9 protein-coding genes are annotated in these 14,198 nt (G+C 70.8%); 2 read left to right on the top strand and 7 right to left on the bottom strand.

Annotation, left to right across the window (positions count from 1 at the left end; all coding sequences use genetic code 11):
* Positions 1–58: 58 nt before the first annotated feature.
* The 6 genes from ACFUN8_RS33475 to ACFUN8_RS33500 form a co-directional block, all read right to left on the bottom strand.
* Complete coding sequence (locus tag ACFUN8_RS33475) at positions 59–3,196, bottom strand: ThuA domain-containing protein (RefSeq protein ID WP_383646081.1); 3,138 nt, start codon at positions 3,194–3,196, stop codon at positions 59–61.
* Positions 3,197–3,301: 105 nt separating this feature from the next.
* On the bottom strand, positions 3,302–4,156 hold the full coding sequence (locus ACFUN8_RS33480; protein ID WP_383646101.1) for a sugar phosphate isomerase/epimerase family protein: 855 nt from the start codon (positions 4,154–4,156) through the stop codon (positions 3,302–3,304).
* 74 nt (positions 4,157–4,230) lie between these two features.
* Entirely contained in the window at positions 4,231–5,451 is a 1,221-nt protein-coding gene (locus tag ACFUN8_RS33485; protein ID WP_383646084.1) for an ABC transporter substrate-binding protein, read from the bottom strand.
* Positions 5,448–6,539: an ABC transporter permease gene (locus tag ACFUN8_RS33490; protein ID WP_383646104.1), complete on the bottom strand. Its 1,092-nt coding sequence runs from the start codon at positions 6,537–6,539 to the stop codon at positions 5,448–5,450. The genes ACFUN8_RS33485 and ACFUN8_RS33490 overlap by 4 nt, the downstream gene beginning before the upstream one ends.
* Positions 6,540–6,556: 17 nt before the next feature.
* Positions 6,557–7,561 (bottom strand): ABC transporter permease, encoded by a 1,005-nt coding sequence (locus ACFUN8_RS33495; RefSeq protein ID WP_383646087.1) that lies wholly within the window; start codon positions 7,559–7,561, stop codon positions 6,557–6,559.
* 53 nt (positions 7,562–7,614) lie between these two features.
* Positions 7,615–9,159, bottom strand: a complete 1,545-nt coding sequence (locus tag ACFUN8_RS33500) for a sugar ABC transporter ATP-binding protein (protein WP_383646090.1) — start codon at positions 9,157–9,159, stop codon at positions 7,615–7,617.
* A 174-nt stretch (positions 9,160–9,333) separates the two neighbouring features.
* Here ACFUN8_RS33500 and ACFUN8_RS33505 point away from each other — a divergent pair, with 174 nt between their 5' ends.
* Together ACFUN8_RS33505 and ACFUN8_RS33510 are read left to right on the top strand one after the other, a co-directional pair.
* On the top strand, positions 9,334–10,539 hold the full coding sequence (locus ACFUN8_RS33505; protein WP_383646093.1) for an ROK family protein: 1,206 nt from the start codon (positions 9,334–9,336) through the stop codon (positions 10,537–10,539).
* Between the two features lie 343 nt (positions 10,540–10,882).
* Positions 10,883–12,883 carry an N-acetylmuramoyl-L-alanine amidase gene (locus ACFUN8_RS33510; protein WP_383646096.1) on the top strand — a complete coding sequence of 667 codons (2,001 nt, stop codon included), beginning with the start codon at positions 10,883–10,885 and terminating at the stop codon, positions 12,881–12,883.
* Between the two features lie 85 nt (positions 12,884–12,968).
* On the opposite strand, the gene ACFUN8_RS33515 is transcribed toward ACFUN8_RS33510, so the two are convergent.
* Complete coding sequence (locus ACFUN8_RS33515) at positions 12,969–14,084, bottom strand: chemotaxis protein (RefSeq protein ID WP_383646098.1); 1,116 nt, start codon at positions 14,082–14,084, stop codon at positions 12,969–12,971.
* Positions 14,085–14,198: the final 114 nt, after the last annotated feature.

Below are 14,198 nucleotides of genomic sequence, written 5' to 3' on the forward strand. Positions count from 1 at the left end.
GTGCCGACACACCGGGCGCACGACGCGCGTTGTCGTCCGCCCCGAAGGGCTTACGGCCTTACGGTCCGCCGAACTCGACCGTGTCCACGTCGAACGAGTTGTTCTGCGGTGACGTGAAGACGAGGTAGAGCCGTTGCGTCCCCTCGTGGGCCTTCACCGGTACGGGATCGGTGGCCCGGTAGACGTCCCAGTCCCCGGTGTTGGGGATCGGGGTGGTGGCGAGCAGTTCGCCGTCCGGGGCGTCGGCGCGCAGTTCGATCGCGCCGACTCCGTACGGCGAGGAGATCTGGTACGTGACCGAGTCGATGCCGTCCACGCTCATCGGCTCGAACGCCACCCAGTCGCCGTCGCTGACGTCGCCGATGCGTTTGCCGTTCGCGGCGCCCGCCTGGTCGACGACGCGTGTGCCCGACTGGCTGTCGTAGTACTCGGCCTGCTTGAGCTTGGGCTGCAGGACGGCCCGCCCGTAGCCGGTCAGCGCCGGTGCCCCGGAGCCGCCGCCGTCGGTGTACTTCGCGTTGAGTACGTAGGTGAGGTCGGCGCCCTCGGGATGGCCGCCCAGGTCACCGGTGTTGACGGTGCCCTCGCAGCCGGGCATGTCGTTCGTCGGGTGCTCGTGGTCGTCGTGCCCGAGTGCCGGGTTGATGGTGACCTTGGAGCAGTCGACGGTTCCGTCCTCCGGGTCGGTGACCGTGACCTTGTACGGGATCTGGTCGCCGAACTCGATGAGTTTGCCGTTGACGGGGAAGTCGATGGTCACCTTCGGCGTCGTGTTGCCCGCGGTGATGGGCACGTTGGCGAAGCCGGACTTGCCGCTGGGGTCCGTGACCTTCAGCTGGGCGCTGAACTCGCCTCCTTCGGTGTAGGTGTGGGTGGCGTTCGCGTCGGTGGAGTCGTAGGTGCCGTCACCGTCGAAGTCCCACTCGTAGGTCAGCGGGTCACCGTCCGGGTCGGCGCTGCCCTCGCTGGAGAAGTCCACCTTCAGCGGGAGCGGTCCGTCGGTGGCGGATGCCTTGGCCTTGGCGACGGGGCTGCGCTGCCCTTGGGCGTAGTCGATGCGGTAGAGGCCCGAGTCGTTGTTGCCGCCGCCGAACTCGCTGCCCCACTCCAGGACGTACAGCGAGCCGTCGGGCCCGAACGTCATGTCCATGGGGCTCTTGAAGGCCACCGAGTCCATGAAGTCGTTGACCTTGAGGAGCTTCTCGTCCTTGTCGAAGCGGACTTCCTTGATGTAGTTGCGTGACCACTCGTAGAGGAAGCTCGCGCCGTCGAAGTACTCGGGGAACTTCGTCTCGGAGGGGTTGTCCGCATCGTACCGGTAGACGGGCCCGCCCATCGGCGCCGAGCCGCCTTCGCCCATCTCCGGGAACTGCCCGGACACGCCGTAGCCGTACCAGAGTTCGGGCTGCTGGATCGGCGGCAGGTCGGTCAGCCCGGTGTTGTTGGGCGAGGGGTTGGTCGGGTTGCCGCAGTCGAACTTCTCGCCGATCACCTCGGTGTCCGGGTTGTACGGCGCGTACGCCTGGTTGTTCCCGTGGCAGAACGGCCAGCCGAAGTTCGCCGGCTTCTTGATGACGTTGTACTCGACCAGGCCCTCGGGACCCCGGTCGGTGGTCGGGAGTCCGCGGTCGGGGCCGTAGTCGGCGAGGTGGACGTAGCCGGTCTTCTGGTCGACGGTGAAGCGGAAGGGGTTACGGAAGCCCATCGCGTAGATCTCGGGGCGGGTCTTGTCGGTGCCCTCCGCGAAGAGGTTGCCCTCCGGGACGGTGTAGCCGCCCTCGTCCGTGGGCTTGATGCGCAGGAGCTTGCCGCGCAGGTCGTTGGTGTTGCCCGCGGTGCGCGCGGCGTCGAGCATCTCCTTGCCCTCGCGCCAGTCGATGGGCGCGTAGCCCTGCCAGTCGGGGTCGAGGTTGGGCGGTACGTCGTCGCCGACGCCCAGGTACAGGGTGCCGTCGGGGCCGAACTCGACGGCGCCGCCGGTGTGTCCGGGCTCGGTGAAGGTACGGGAGCGGTAGGCCGGGACGTCGAGGAGTTTCTTCTCGCTGGCCAGGTCGAGGGTGTTGCCGTGGAGGGTGAAGCGGGAGAGCCGGTTGATGTCCTCGGCTTCACCGGCGGGCGCGTAGTAGAGGTAGACCCAGTGGTTGGTGGCGAAGTCCGGGTCGAGTTCCATACCGACGAGTCCGTCCTCGCCGCCGCTGTAGACGTCGAGCTTCCCGGCGGTGACGGTGGAGTGGGACGCGGGGTCGAAGACCTTCAGTTCGCCGTTGCGCTGCGCGTAGATCGCGCGGCCGTCGTCGGCGACGTCGAGTTCCATGGGGTCGGCGGTGTTGTCGTCGAGGGTGACCTTCTCGTACGCGCCCCAGTCGGTGCCGCCGCAGTCGCCGGGCTTGTCGCCGGCCGCCCACTGGAGTCCGCCGACGACATGGTCGCGGAAGGCTTCCTCGTCGTAGGCGGGGGTGTCATGGCCCATGGCGGTGGCCCAGACCTTGCCGCCGCCGGTGTTGCGGCACCAGGAGATGGGGTGGTCGGCGCCCATGGCGTCGGGGCCGGGGTTGTAGGTCGTCTCGTCGGCGGTGACCAGCACGTGGACGTCGCCGCGCGGGTTCTCGTCGAAGTTGTACCACTCCTCGGGGCGTTCCCAGCGCTCGGGAAGTCCCTTGGTGGAGGGGTGGACCTGGTCGGCGACCTTGGCCGTGCCCTGGAGCACACCCGGCGAGTGGGTGGGCATGTGGGCGCCGCCGTTGATGGTCTCGTCCCACCAGGGGAACGCCTCCTCGACGCCCATGTCGAGGGTGTTGTGGATGGCGACGACACCCTTGCCGCTCTCGAGATACGTTCTCATGGCCTGGCGCTGGGCCTCGGTGTCCCAGACCATGCCGGAGTTCTGGAGCATGACGATCGCGTCGTACTGGGCGAGGTTGTCGTCGCTGAAGACGGTGGGGTCGTCGCTCTGGACGATCTCGAAGCCGTTCTCGGCGGCCTCCTCCTCGAACATGGTGATGCCGTCCGGGATGGACGCGTGGACGTAGCCGACGGCACGGGTGAAGAGGAGGGCCTTGAAGGGGGCCTCCTTCTCGGCGGCTCCGGCGCCGGTGGGCAGGGCGGTCAGCGCGAGCAGCAGGGCGCCGACGCCGACGACGAACGCTCTTCGGATCGCTCTCCCACGACGCTTCCCGTCATGTACATGCCATTTCATGTGCCGGTCCTCTCTGGGGGGATGGGATCGGTCGGGTGGTTCCGGGTCTGGTCGCGTGGTTCCGGGCCTTGTCGCGTGGTTCCGGAATCGAGTGTTTCCGGGTCTCTACCGGACAGCGGCGAGGGCCCGGCGCAGGAAGGCCAGCCCGTCGGTGGCCAGCGCGTCCTGACTGGGTGCCAGGGGGCGCCAGACGGAGGCGGCGACCGCGATCGCGTCGTTGTGCGCGGTGAAGGACTCGATGCACAGGGGCCCCCGGTAGTCGCTGTCCGCGAGCGCGGTCAGGAAGCCGGGCCAGTCGAGGTGGTCGGCGCCGGGTGCGCCCCGGTCGTTGGCGCACACCTGGACATGGACGATACGGGCGCCCGCCTCGCGTACGGCGCCGGGCAGGCCGTGCTCCTCGATGTTCTGGTGGTAGACGTCGAGCGCGATGCCGATGCCCGCCGGGTCCAGGCCGTCCATCGCTTCGAGGCACTGGGCGACGGTGTTGAGCAGACTCGTCTCGTACCGGTTCAGCGGCTCGACGGCGATCGTCACCCCCGCCTCCCGCGCGTGGGTGACGACGGGCGCGATGTGCTCACGCCACTCGGCCCACGCCGCCGCCCGCTCGGCGTCCGACATCCGCCAGGAGCGCCCGACGGCCGTGTAGACCGGACCGGCCACGACGGGCGCCCCGATGGCGTGTGCCGCGTCGACGCAGCGCCGCAGATAGTCCTGGGTGGTGCGCACGGTCGCCGGGTCGGTGGCCACGAGATCCCGGCCCGGCGGCATGACGGCGACGACGGCGGCCGGGGCGAGCCCGGTGGTGTCCAGCAGCTTGGACGCGGCGGCGGGCTCCCAGTCGTCGGCCTGCTCCAGCGGGAGTTCGACGCAGTCGAAGCCCCAGGCGGCCAGCCGTGGCAGCGTCCCGGCGAGGGCCGCGCCGTCGACCGGTGAGTGCCAGATCCACGGGTTGGCGCCGATCGCGAACGGTGTCGGTGTCTCCGTCGGTGCCTCTGCCGGTACGGATGTCTCCGCCGGTGTCGGTGCCGGTGTGCTCACTTGCCGCCCCAGTCCTTCGGGAAGCCGGGCATCGACTCGCAGCCGCACATCGCGTAGTGCAGCGGCGGCATACCGGGCTTGAGGTAGTCGCCGAGGTTCTCCTGGGTGATGGTGGGCTGCGGGAGCTTCCACTCCTTGGGCACGTCCTCGCCCTTGAGGATGTCCAGGGCGGCGATGACGGGCGTACGCCACTGGAACGTCGGGTACGCGGGGGCGATCGCCGTGAGGTCCTTGTCCTGCCACGCCTGGAGGAAGTCCTGCTGGTCCTCCCCGGTGATGGGCGGTACGTCCTTGCCCGCGTCCTCGAAGGCCTCGACGGCGGCGACGGCCGTGGCGCCCGAGTCCATCCACACACCGTCGATGTCGCCGTGCCGGGTGAGCGCGTCGGTGACGATCGACTTGGCCTTGGCCGGGTCGCCGTCAGTGAACTTCACGTCCACGACGTCGAGTTCACTCTTGTCGAAGGCGACCTTCGCGGCCGACCAGCGCGTCTCCAGGACGTCCACGCCGGGCGAGATGCGCAGCGCGAGGATCTTGCCCTTCGGCTTGACCTTCTCGACGAGGAAGTCGGCCGCCACCGCGCCGTACGCGTAGCCGCCGATCGGGTTGACGAAGGTGACGGCGCAGTCGGTCTCGACGCCCCGGTCGAAGACGATGACGGGCACCTTGCCGCACGCCTGCTTCACGGCGGGGGTGAGGGTGGCCGTCGTGTTCGGCGAGACGATCAGCGCGTCGCAGCCGCGGGCGGACAGCTCCTGGATGTCGGAGATCTGCTTGTCGTCCTTGCCCTGGGCGTCCAGGACGGTGAACTTGGTGATCTCCTTGTGGAGTTTCACCTCGGCGCGCATGTTCTTCAGCCCCACCTGGCGCCAGGGATTGAACACGCCGGCGTTGGAGAAGCAGAGTTCGATGTCGCTCGGGTCGGCGGTCCTGTACTGGGCGGTGTCGGTCATCTCCGGGTTGAGCATCTGCTCCCACGGCTTGCCGTCCGGCCCCTCGGGCTTCTCGCCCGCGAGGGCCAACTGGCGTTCGTACTCGGCCTGTTCGAAGAAGCTGGACTGCTTTCCGGTGCCCGCGTCCGCCGTGCTCCCGGCGCCCGAGGCGGCCGGGGGCGACTCGGGTGGCGCGTCGCTCGTGCAGGAGGTGACGAGTACGGCGCCGAGGAGCGCGGCGCCCGCGGCGAGGGCGCGTCGGCGAAGGGGCCGGATGACGGTCATGAGGGTGTTCCTCCCGTGGGGTGCGTACCGGTGGGGGGCGTGGGGCGAGGTGGCACAGGGCCGGGCGACGCGGACCCGGGCGGACCGCCGCCGGACGGCGTACGGCGGTTGCGCAGCCGGGACCAGTCGGCCGCTCCGAGGCCGACGGCGGCGATGACGATGACACCTTGGACGGTGGACTCCAGGGCGCCCGAGACGCCCTGGAGGTTGAGCAGCGTGAAGAGTGCCTGCAGCGAGAAGGCACCGGCCATGGCGGCGATCACCGAGCCCCGCCCGCCGCCGAGGACCACGCCGCCGAGGACGACGGCGGTGATGGCCTCGAACTCGTAGCCCCTGCCCGCCTGCGCGGAGACTCCGGAGAAGCCGCCGACGAGGACGGCGGCGAGCGCGGCGGCCGCGCCGGAGAGGATGAACGCGACGGTCCGCACCCGGATCACCCGTACGCCGGACAGCGCGGCGGCGCGGTCGCTGTCACCGGTGGCGACGAGCGTCCGTCCGAAGTCGGAGCGCATCACCAGGACGGCGACGGTCCCGGCGACCAGGCAGGCGACGACCGCCCAGGGCAGCCAGCCGAAGGCGGTGCCCCGGCCCAACTGGCGGAAGGCGGTGGGCAGTACGCCCTGCGGTGAGCCGCCGGTCCAGAAGAAGACGGCGCCTTCGAGGATGAGCATCATGCCGAGGGTGGTGATGAACGACGGCACCCGCAGGACGGTGGTGATCAGCCCGCTGACCAGTCCGGCCAGGCCGCCGGCGACGAGCAGGACGGCGGTGACCACCAGCCAGTGGGCGTCGGGGAAGGAGCCGTACAACTCGGCCGCGACGACCACGCCCGCGGTGACGATCGCGCCGACGGAGAGGTCGAACTCGCCGCAGACGATGACCAGATACTGCCCGGCGGCCAGGATCACCAGCGGCGCCGCGCGCTTGACGAAGGAGAGGAAGCTGTCGGGTTCGTAGAAGCCGGGGTCGGTGATCAGGAGGGCGAGGAGCAGCAGGGCGAGGAGTACGTAGACGGGGATGCCGGTGCCGAGCGCGCGGACGAGCCGCTTGCCGGGGGCGGCCGTCGGGGTTCGGCCGGCCTTGGTCAGGGGTTCGGTCGGGGCGCTCACGCGGTCCGCCCTTCCGTCAGGGCCTTCGGTGCTTTCGGGGTCCGTCGGGGCCGGGCGTAGATGGCGACGGCGGCGATGATGACGACGCCGCGTACGACATTCTTGAAGAACGGGTCGACCGAGAGCTGGTTGAACACGCTGTCGAGGACGGCGAGGACGAATACGCCGCCGAGGGTGCCCGCCACTCCCCCGCGCCCGCCCGCGAGCGCCGTGCCGCCGAGGACCACGGCGGCGATCGACTCCAGGTCGTAGCGTGCCTCGGTGCCCGCCCAGGGTGCGCCCGCGCCCAGTCGCGCGGCGAGGAAGAGCGCGGCGGCGCCGACGCACAGCGAGCACAGGACGTGTGCGATCACGACGGTGCGCCCGGTCCGTACGCCGGAGAGCCGGGCGGCGTGTTCGTCCCCGCCGGTGGCATACATGTGGTGGCCGAGGCGGGTGCGGCGGGTGATGAGCCACATCAGGGCGGCCACGGCGATGAGCAGGAACACCGAGACGGGGACGGGGCCGATCCGGTCGTAGCCGAGGCGCTGGAAGGAGACGGGCACCTCACCGGCGGGTCCGGTGTAGTTGTCCTCGATCCAGCCGCGCAGGATGAACGCCATGCCGAGGGTCGCGATGAACGCGTTGACCTTGAGCCCGGTGACGATCAGCCCGTTGACGAGTCCGACGGCGACGGACAGCGCGAGAACGGCGAGCACGGCGGTGACGACGCCGCCGTTCGCCATCGTCTCGGCGGCGACGAGCGTGCCGAGGCTGATGAGGTAGGCGACGGAGAGGTCGAGGGAGCCGGTGAGGATCACGGCGGACTGGCCGACGGCGACCAGGCCGAGCGCGACGCAGTTCTGGAGGATCGCGACCGCGTTGGAGGTGGTGAGGAAGTTCCCGCCCTGGGCGGCGACGACGATCCAGCCGAGGACGGTCACGGCGAGCGCCGCGAGCCAGACGCCGACGACGGGGTCGACGGACGGGCGGACGGAGCGGCGCGCCTTCGCCTTGGACAACGATGTCGATCTCGGTGGGGGGCCGGACGGCGCGGGAGCGGATTCGACGGTGGTCACGCGGCGCCCTCCCGTCGGGTGGTCGCGGCGGTCGCGGCGGGCCCGGCCGTCCCGGCATCGGCTTCCGTGTCTTCGTCCGACCCGGTCGTGGCGAGGCGCATGATGCTCTCCTCCGTGGCCCCGGCGGGCAGTTCACCCGCGAGGCGCCCGTCGGACATCACGAGGATCCGGTCGCTCATCCCGATCAGCTCGGGCAGTTCGGAGGAGATGATGAGCACGGCGAGTCCCTCGCGCGCGAGTTCGCGTACGAGGGTGTGGATGGCGGCCTTGGCCCCGACGTCGACGCCCCGCGTGGGCTCGTCGAAGAGCAGCACCCGCGGGTTCGCCGCGAGCCACTTGGCGATGACGACCTTCTGCTGGTTGCCGCCGGACAGGAACTGGGCCTGCTGGTCCTCGCCGCGCGACTGGAGCCGTACGCGGCTCAGGAGCGCGGTGACCTCGCGTCCCGCCGGGGGTCTGCCCCGTACCGCGACGGCGCGGGTGACCAGCAGGGCGTTGTCCCGTACCGACTGGCGCAGGGCCAGCCCCTCGGTCTTGCGGTCCTCGGTGACCAGGGCGATGCCCGCGCGGATCGCCGCGCGCGGCTTCGACGGCCGCAGCGGCTGCCCGCCGACCGTCATGGTGCCGGTGGTGAAGGGCGCGGCGCCGAACAGGGCGCGGGCCAGTGACGTACGCCCCGCCCCCTGGAGGCCCGCGACACCGACGACCTCGCCGGCGCGCAGTGTCAGATCGATGTCCCTGACGCGGGAGTTGCCGCCGCCGGTGACGGTGAGCGTCACGTCGCCGATCTCGTCGGGGCGGGCGCGCGGCGGGTAGTACGCGGTCAGTTCGCGGCCGACCATCGCGCGGACGATGTCGTCCGGGGTGGTGTCGGCGGTGCGCACGGTGGTGACGTGGCGGCCGTCCTTGAGGACGGTGACGCGCCGCGAGAGGTCGAAGACCTCCTTGAGCCGGTGCGAGATGTACAGGATGCCGAGGCCGCGGGCGGTCAGCCGGCGTACGAGGGCCGACAGCAGCGCGACCTCGTGGTCGGCGAGCGGCGCGGTTGGCTCGTCCATGACAAGCCAACGCACGTCGGTGGCGAGCGCCTTCACGATCTCGACGGTCTGCTGCCGGGCGACGGAGAGGTCCCGCACGAGCGTGCGCGGGGTGATGCCCGTCTCGTCGATCTCGGCGAGGAGTTCGGCCGTACGCCGTTCCATGGCGCCGCGGTCGACGAGTCCGTAGCGGGTCGGCTCCCGGCCGAGGAACACGTTCTCGGCGACGGTGCGATGGGCGAGGAGCGCGAACTCCTGGTGGATGATGCCGATCCCGGCGGCCTGCGCCTGGCCCGGGTGGCTGAAGGTGTGCGCCGTTCCGTCGAGCGTGATCGTGCCGGTGTCGGGGGCGTGTTCGCCGGCCAGGACCTTCATCAGGGTGGATTTCCCCGCGCCGTTCTCGCCCACCAGGGCGTGGACTTCGCCGGGTTGAAGATCGAGTCCCACGTCATGGAGCACACGCACCCCGAGAAAGCTCTTGGACACGCCCTGCATCGTCAGCATCCCCTGGCTCCTCGATGGCTCCTCGGTCGCGGTCTGCTGTGCAATGTCGTGACTGGCCTTTGACCTGTCAAGGGTCCAAGCACCGTTCATTTCGGCGGAGTTGACGGAGACTTATGCCGACCGGCGAATCAATGGTGTCTTGTGAGCAGCGAAAGTCGTCCCTAAGGTATTGCCATGTCTGCGCTGCCGGATCACAGCAGTTACGCCGTCTCCCGCACACCGGGCGAGGTGCTCACGCTGATCAGTTCCGGAGCCGCGGCGACGCGCGCGGATCTGTCCCGGATGACGGGCCTCGCGCGCTCCACGGTCTCCCAGCGCGTGGACGCGCTCATCGCGCACGGCTTCGTCGACGAGTCGGGTCCGGAGGCCGGCGGCTCGACGGGCGGCAGGCCGCCGCGCAGGCTCCGGCTCCGTACCCGTGAGCACGCGGTGGCGGGCGTGGACCTCGGTGCCTCGCACTGCCGGGTGGCGCTGATGGACATCGGCGGTACGACCCTGGCCACGCAGGAGGATCCGCTGTCGATCGGGGACGGGCCCGATTCCGTACTGCGCCATGTGGAGCGCACGCTGCACACCCTGCTGGAGAAGTCGGAGCGCGAGCCGCGCACGCTGCGGTCCATCGGGGTGGGGGTGCCCGGGCCGGTCGAGTTCTCCACGGGTCGTCCCGTCGATCCGCCGATCATGCCCGGCTGGCACCAGTATCCGATCCCCGAGTTCTTCGCCTCGCGCTTCGGTGTGCGGGCGCTGGTCGACAACGACGTGAATGTGATGGCCCTGGCCGAACAGCGGCGGGCGTTCCCCGACACCCGTTTCCTGCTCTACATCAAGGTGGGTACGGGCATCGGCTGCGGCATCGTCGCCGACGGCAGGCTGCATCGGGGCGCGCAGGGCAGCGCGGGCGACATCGGGCACATCAAGGTGAGCGACCAGGAGGACGCCTGCCGGTGCGGGAACTTCGGCTGTCTGGAGGCGGTGGCGGGCGGTGCCGCGATCGCGGCGAAGCTGGCGGGCCTCGGGCTCGACGCCGCGTCGGGCAGTGATGTCGTACGGCTGGTGAAGTCCGGCAACAGGGACGCCCTGCGCATGGTGCGCGAGGCGGGCCGCGCGGTCGGCGAGGTGCTGGCGGGGCTGGTGAACTTCTTCAACCCCGACACGGTGGTGCTCGGCGGCGCGCTGGCGGCCGTGCACGACCAGTTGCTGGCGGGCGTACGTGAGGCGGTGTACCGGCGGTCCCATCCGCTGGCCACGCATGTGCTGCGGATCGAGCCGAGCCGTACGGGTGAGAACGCGGCGGCGTTCGGGGCGGGGATCCTCGCGATCGAGCACGCCCTGTCGCCGGCCCAGGTGGACCGGCAGTTGGCGCGCGACCTCACCAGCTGACCGGGCCGTGTTTCACCGGTCCCGCCGGTACGGGACCTTGCCTGACGATCCGTCACGTTCAAGAAACGTCAAGGCCGGACCAATATCGTTCCAGGTCGGTCGAGTCCGCTCATTGGTTCACACCACTGACGCGCCGCAGGCCCGTGGCCTTGTCACCGGGACAAGTCCGCAACACGCGCGCTGACGTGCGAAATCCTTGCCGCCACGCCTGATTGACGGATCGCCTTCAAGCCGATACCCCTGTACCCCTGCCCTGTACTCCGCACGCCGCACCCCGTACCACCTGTCGCGTGCCGGGTACGGCCCCGCGGGCGCTTCGCGCACCACGTCACTGGAGGCTGCATTGCAAGGTTCCGCCCCCACACCCGTCAGAACGGTCCGCAGACGTGCGGCGCGCACGGCGGGCGCCGTCGCCTCGGCCGCCCTGCTGCTGCCCCTGGTGTCGGCCTCCCCCTCCGCCACCGCCGAACAGCCCACCGCCGGCTCGCTGCAGAGCGACTTCGCCGCGGCGGCGGCCCGGTACGACGTACCGCGGAGCGTCCTGCTCGGCGTCTCCTACCTCCAGTCGCGGTGGGACACCCACAGCGGCGCCCCCAGCGTGACCGGCGGCTACGGCCCCATGCACCTCACCGACGCCAGGACCGCGATCGCCGAGGCACCCCACCACTCGCACGGCACCGAGGACGCCCGCGGCGACACGTCCCGCCCGGTGAAGACGGGCGCGCCGGACGCGGTCCGCGAGGCCGTCGTACCCGAGAACTCCCAACTGCCCGCACGGCTGCGCACCGTCGACCGGGCCGCGAAGCTCACCGGACAGTCCGCCGAGCGGCTCAGGCAGGACCCGGCCGCCAACATCCGCGGCGGCGCGGCCCTGCTGGCCGACGCCCAGCGCGCGCTCGGCAAACCGCTGAGCGCCGACCCGGCCGACTGGTACGCGGCCGTCGCCCGCTTCTCCGGCGCCGACGACTCCGCCACCGCCGCGACGTACGCGAACGACGTCTACGCGGTGATCCGGGACGGCCAGCGGCGTACGACCGACAGCGGGCAGCGGGTGTCGCTGCCGGCCACGCCGGGTGTAGCGCCCGACACCTCGCAGGTGTCGACGCTCGGGCTGCGCAAGGCCGACGCGGGCGGGACCGAGTGCCCGCGCACCGTGGCCTGCGAGTGGATCCCGGCGCCGTACGAGGAGTTCGGCGAGGGCGACTACGGCAACCACGACAAGGCCGACCGCCCCAAGGCGGGGTCCCCCTCCATCGACTCGATCGTCATCCATGACACCGAGGCGACCTGGGACACCACGCTCCAACTGGTCCAGGACCCGACGTACGTCTCGTGGCACTACTCGCTGCGCTCGTCCGACGGGCACATCGCGCAGCACGTCCCGCTGAAGGACGTCGGCTGGCACGCGGGCAACTGGTACGTCAACTCCACCTCGGTGGGCCTGGAGCACGAGGGTTTCCTGGTCTCCCCCGACGCCTGGTACACCGAGGCGATGTACCGGACGTCGTCCCGGCTGGTCCGTTATCTCGCCGACCGGTACGACATCCCGCTGGACCGGCAGCACATCATCGGCCACGACAACGTGCCCGGCACGACCGCGTCGACCATTGCCGGGATGCACACGGACCCGGGTCCCTACTGGGACTGGGCGCACTACTTCGAGCTGCTGGGCAAGCCGTTCAAGGCGGCCGGCGGGCGTGACGCGGGCGCGGTGACGATCCGGCCCGACTACGCGTCGAACCAGCCGGTCTACACGGGCTGTGTGACGGCCGGTCAGGCGTGCGCCCCGCACGGCTCGGGGGCGGTCCGGCTGCACACCGCGCCGGACGCGGCGTCGCCGCTGGTCAAGGACATCGGTCTGCGGCCGGGCGGCGGGGACTCCACGACCGGCGTCAACGACCTGGGCGCACGCGCGTCGACGGGCCAGCAGTTCGCCGTCGCCGGACGCGAGGGCGACTGGACGGCGATCTGGTACCTCGGCCAGAAGGCGTGGTTCCACAATCCGCGTACGGCCCCCACGGCCGTGAGCGCCGAGGAACGGGTGCTCACACCGAAGGCCGGTCTCGCGGAGGTGCCGGTGTACGGAAGGGCCTACCCGGAGGCGTCGGCGTACCCGGCCGACATCCCCGCGCAGGCGATCTCGCCGTTCCCGTACAAGCTGCTCGCCGGTCAGAAGTACGTGGTCGGTGACCGGGTGCCCGGCGCGTACTACTTCGCGCCCACCTTCGACACCACGGGTCACCGCGTGGTGAGCGGCGAGGAGCAGTACTACGAGATCCAGTTCGGACACCGGGTCGCCTATGTGAAGGCGTCCGATGTCCGGGTCCTGCCCTCGGGCCGCTGAGACGCGGCCCTCGTAGGGCGACGGGCGCCACCGGTCTGTGGGGGGCCGGTGGCGCCTTGCTCCTTCCGCACGCGTGGGCAGTGGCTCAGTAGCGGAGCACCGCCGCGATCCGTTCGTGCCCGGCGAGCACGTCGTCGTCCAGGAACACGACCTGCGCGCCGCCGTCCAGGGCCGACTCGACCAGTTCGTCGACGATGTCGTCCTGCACCTCACGGCCGAGGGCCGCACCGTCCGCGCCGTCGACCGGGATCAGATGCCCTTCGCTGACCCGGGCGGACCGCTGGAAGTGCTCCTCCACGGCCACCAGGCCGGCCCTCTTCTCCCGTACCGCCTCCCAGACCTCGTCCAGACCGGCGGCGAAGGTACGGCTGCTCCTGGCGTCGTCCAGCTGGACCAGGACCTGGCGCTCCTCGTCGCGCGCGTACGCCTCGGCCAGCGGCCGCAGCGCCTTCGCCAGCACATGGGCCGGGCCGTCCGTCAGGCCGCCCTTGGCCAGCCTGCCGGTGGCGGACCGGGCGGTGCTGCCCGCCTCCTCCAGCAGGGCGAGCGCGGGGGCGACGCCGACCAGATAGAACGGGCGGGGGCTCGCGGCCAGCACGGCGGTGAAGGCGTCGTCCACGGACCGCATGAACTTACGGGTGTCCTCGTCCATGAAGTTGCTCGGCGGGTTGCCGACCCGCTCCAGGCGTTCCACGTCCCATGTGGCCTCGGAAGGCGTCGCGGGGAAGCCGTCGGCGCGGTGCTCGTGCAGGGAGTCGCCGACACCGCTCCACAGCGTCGCGTGGTCGGCGGCGACGTTCAGCACCCAGTAGTGGTGGCGCTGGACGGTGGCCGCCACCAGGTTCCGGGTGAGATAGGTGTCGCTGATGACGACCGACTCGGGCGTCTCGCGGGGCAGGTACCAGACCTGGTGTTCCTCGGCGTCGGCGAGAATCAGCAGCCCGTCGAGCTTGTGACGCAGATCCACCTCCGCCACCGCCTCGTCCAGCCGCCCCCTGACCGCCTGGCGTGTGGCCTTGGGCACGTCCGGATCGGCCTCCATCCGGTGCACGGCCTCGGAGAGGACGTTGCGCAGGCGCACCGGGTCCTGGTCGCTCCACGGCTCGTGCCGATGGGTGGGCATTGTCAGGGACACCGCCGGATACGGCCGCTGCTTCCGCAGGCTCCGCAGGACTTCGGGCGTCAGATCGTTGCTGTCCATGCTGCCCCTTCGCTCGGCGGAGGTCCCACACCGGCGAGCGGCCGGCTGGAGTACCCCGGACCTGCTTCCATCTTGCGGGACGCCGCCGACATCCGCAGGGGCACGGAGCCGTCG

The sequence above is a fragment of the Streptomyces sp. NPDC057307 genome, assembly GCF_042667665.1.
Taxonomy (GTDB): domain Bacteria; phylum Actinomycetota; class Actinomycetes; order Streptomycetales; family Streptomycetaceae; genus Streptomyces.

What these genes read in the sequence shown, in the direction of transcription:
- ACFUN8_RS33475 (WP_383646081.1), bottom strand. Translation starts at nt 3,196, where the DNA reads ATGAAATGGCATGTACATGACGGGAAGCGTCGTGGGAGAGCGATCCGA.
- ACFUN8_RS33485 (WP_383646084.1), bottom strand. Translation starts at nt 5,451, where the DNA reads ATGACCGTCATCCGGCCCCTTCGCCGACGCGCCCTCGCCGCGGGCGCC.
- ACFUN8_RS33500 (WP_383646090.1), bottom strand. Translation starts at nt 9,159, where the DNA reads ATGCTGACGATGCAGGGCGTGTCCAAGAGCTTTCTCGGGGTGCGTGTG.
- ACFUN8_RS33505 (WP_383646093.1), top strand. Translation starts at nt 9,334, where the DNA reads ATGTCTGCGCTGCCGGATCACAGCAGTTACGCCGTCTCCCGCACACCG.
- ACFUN8_RS33515 (WP_383646098.1), bottom strand. Translation starts at nt 14,084, where the DNA reads ATGGACAGCAACGATCTGACGCCCGAAGTCCTGCGGAGCCTGCGGAAG.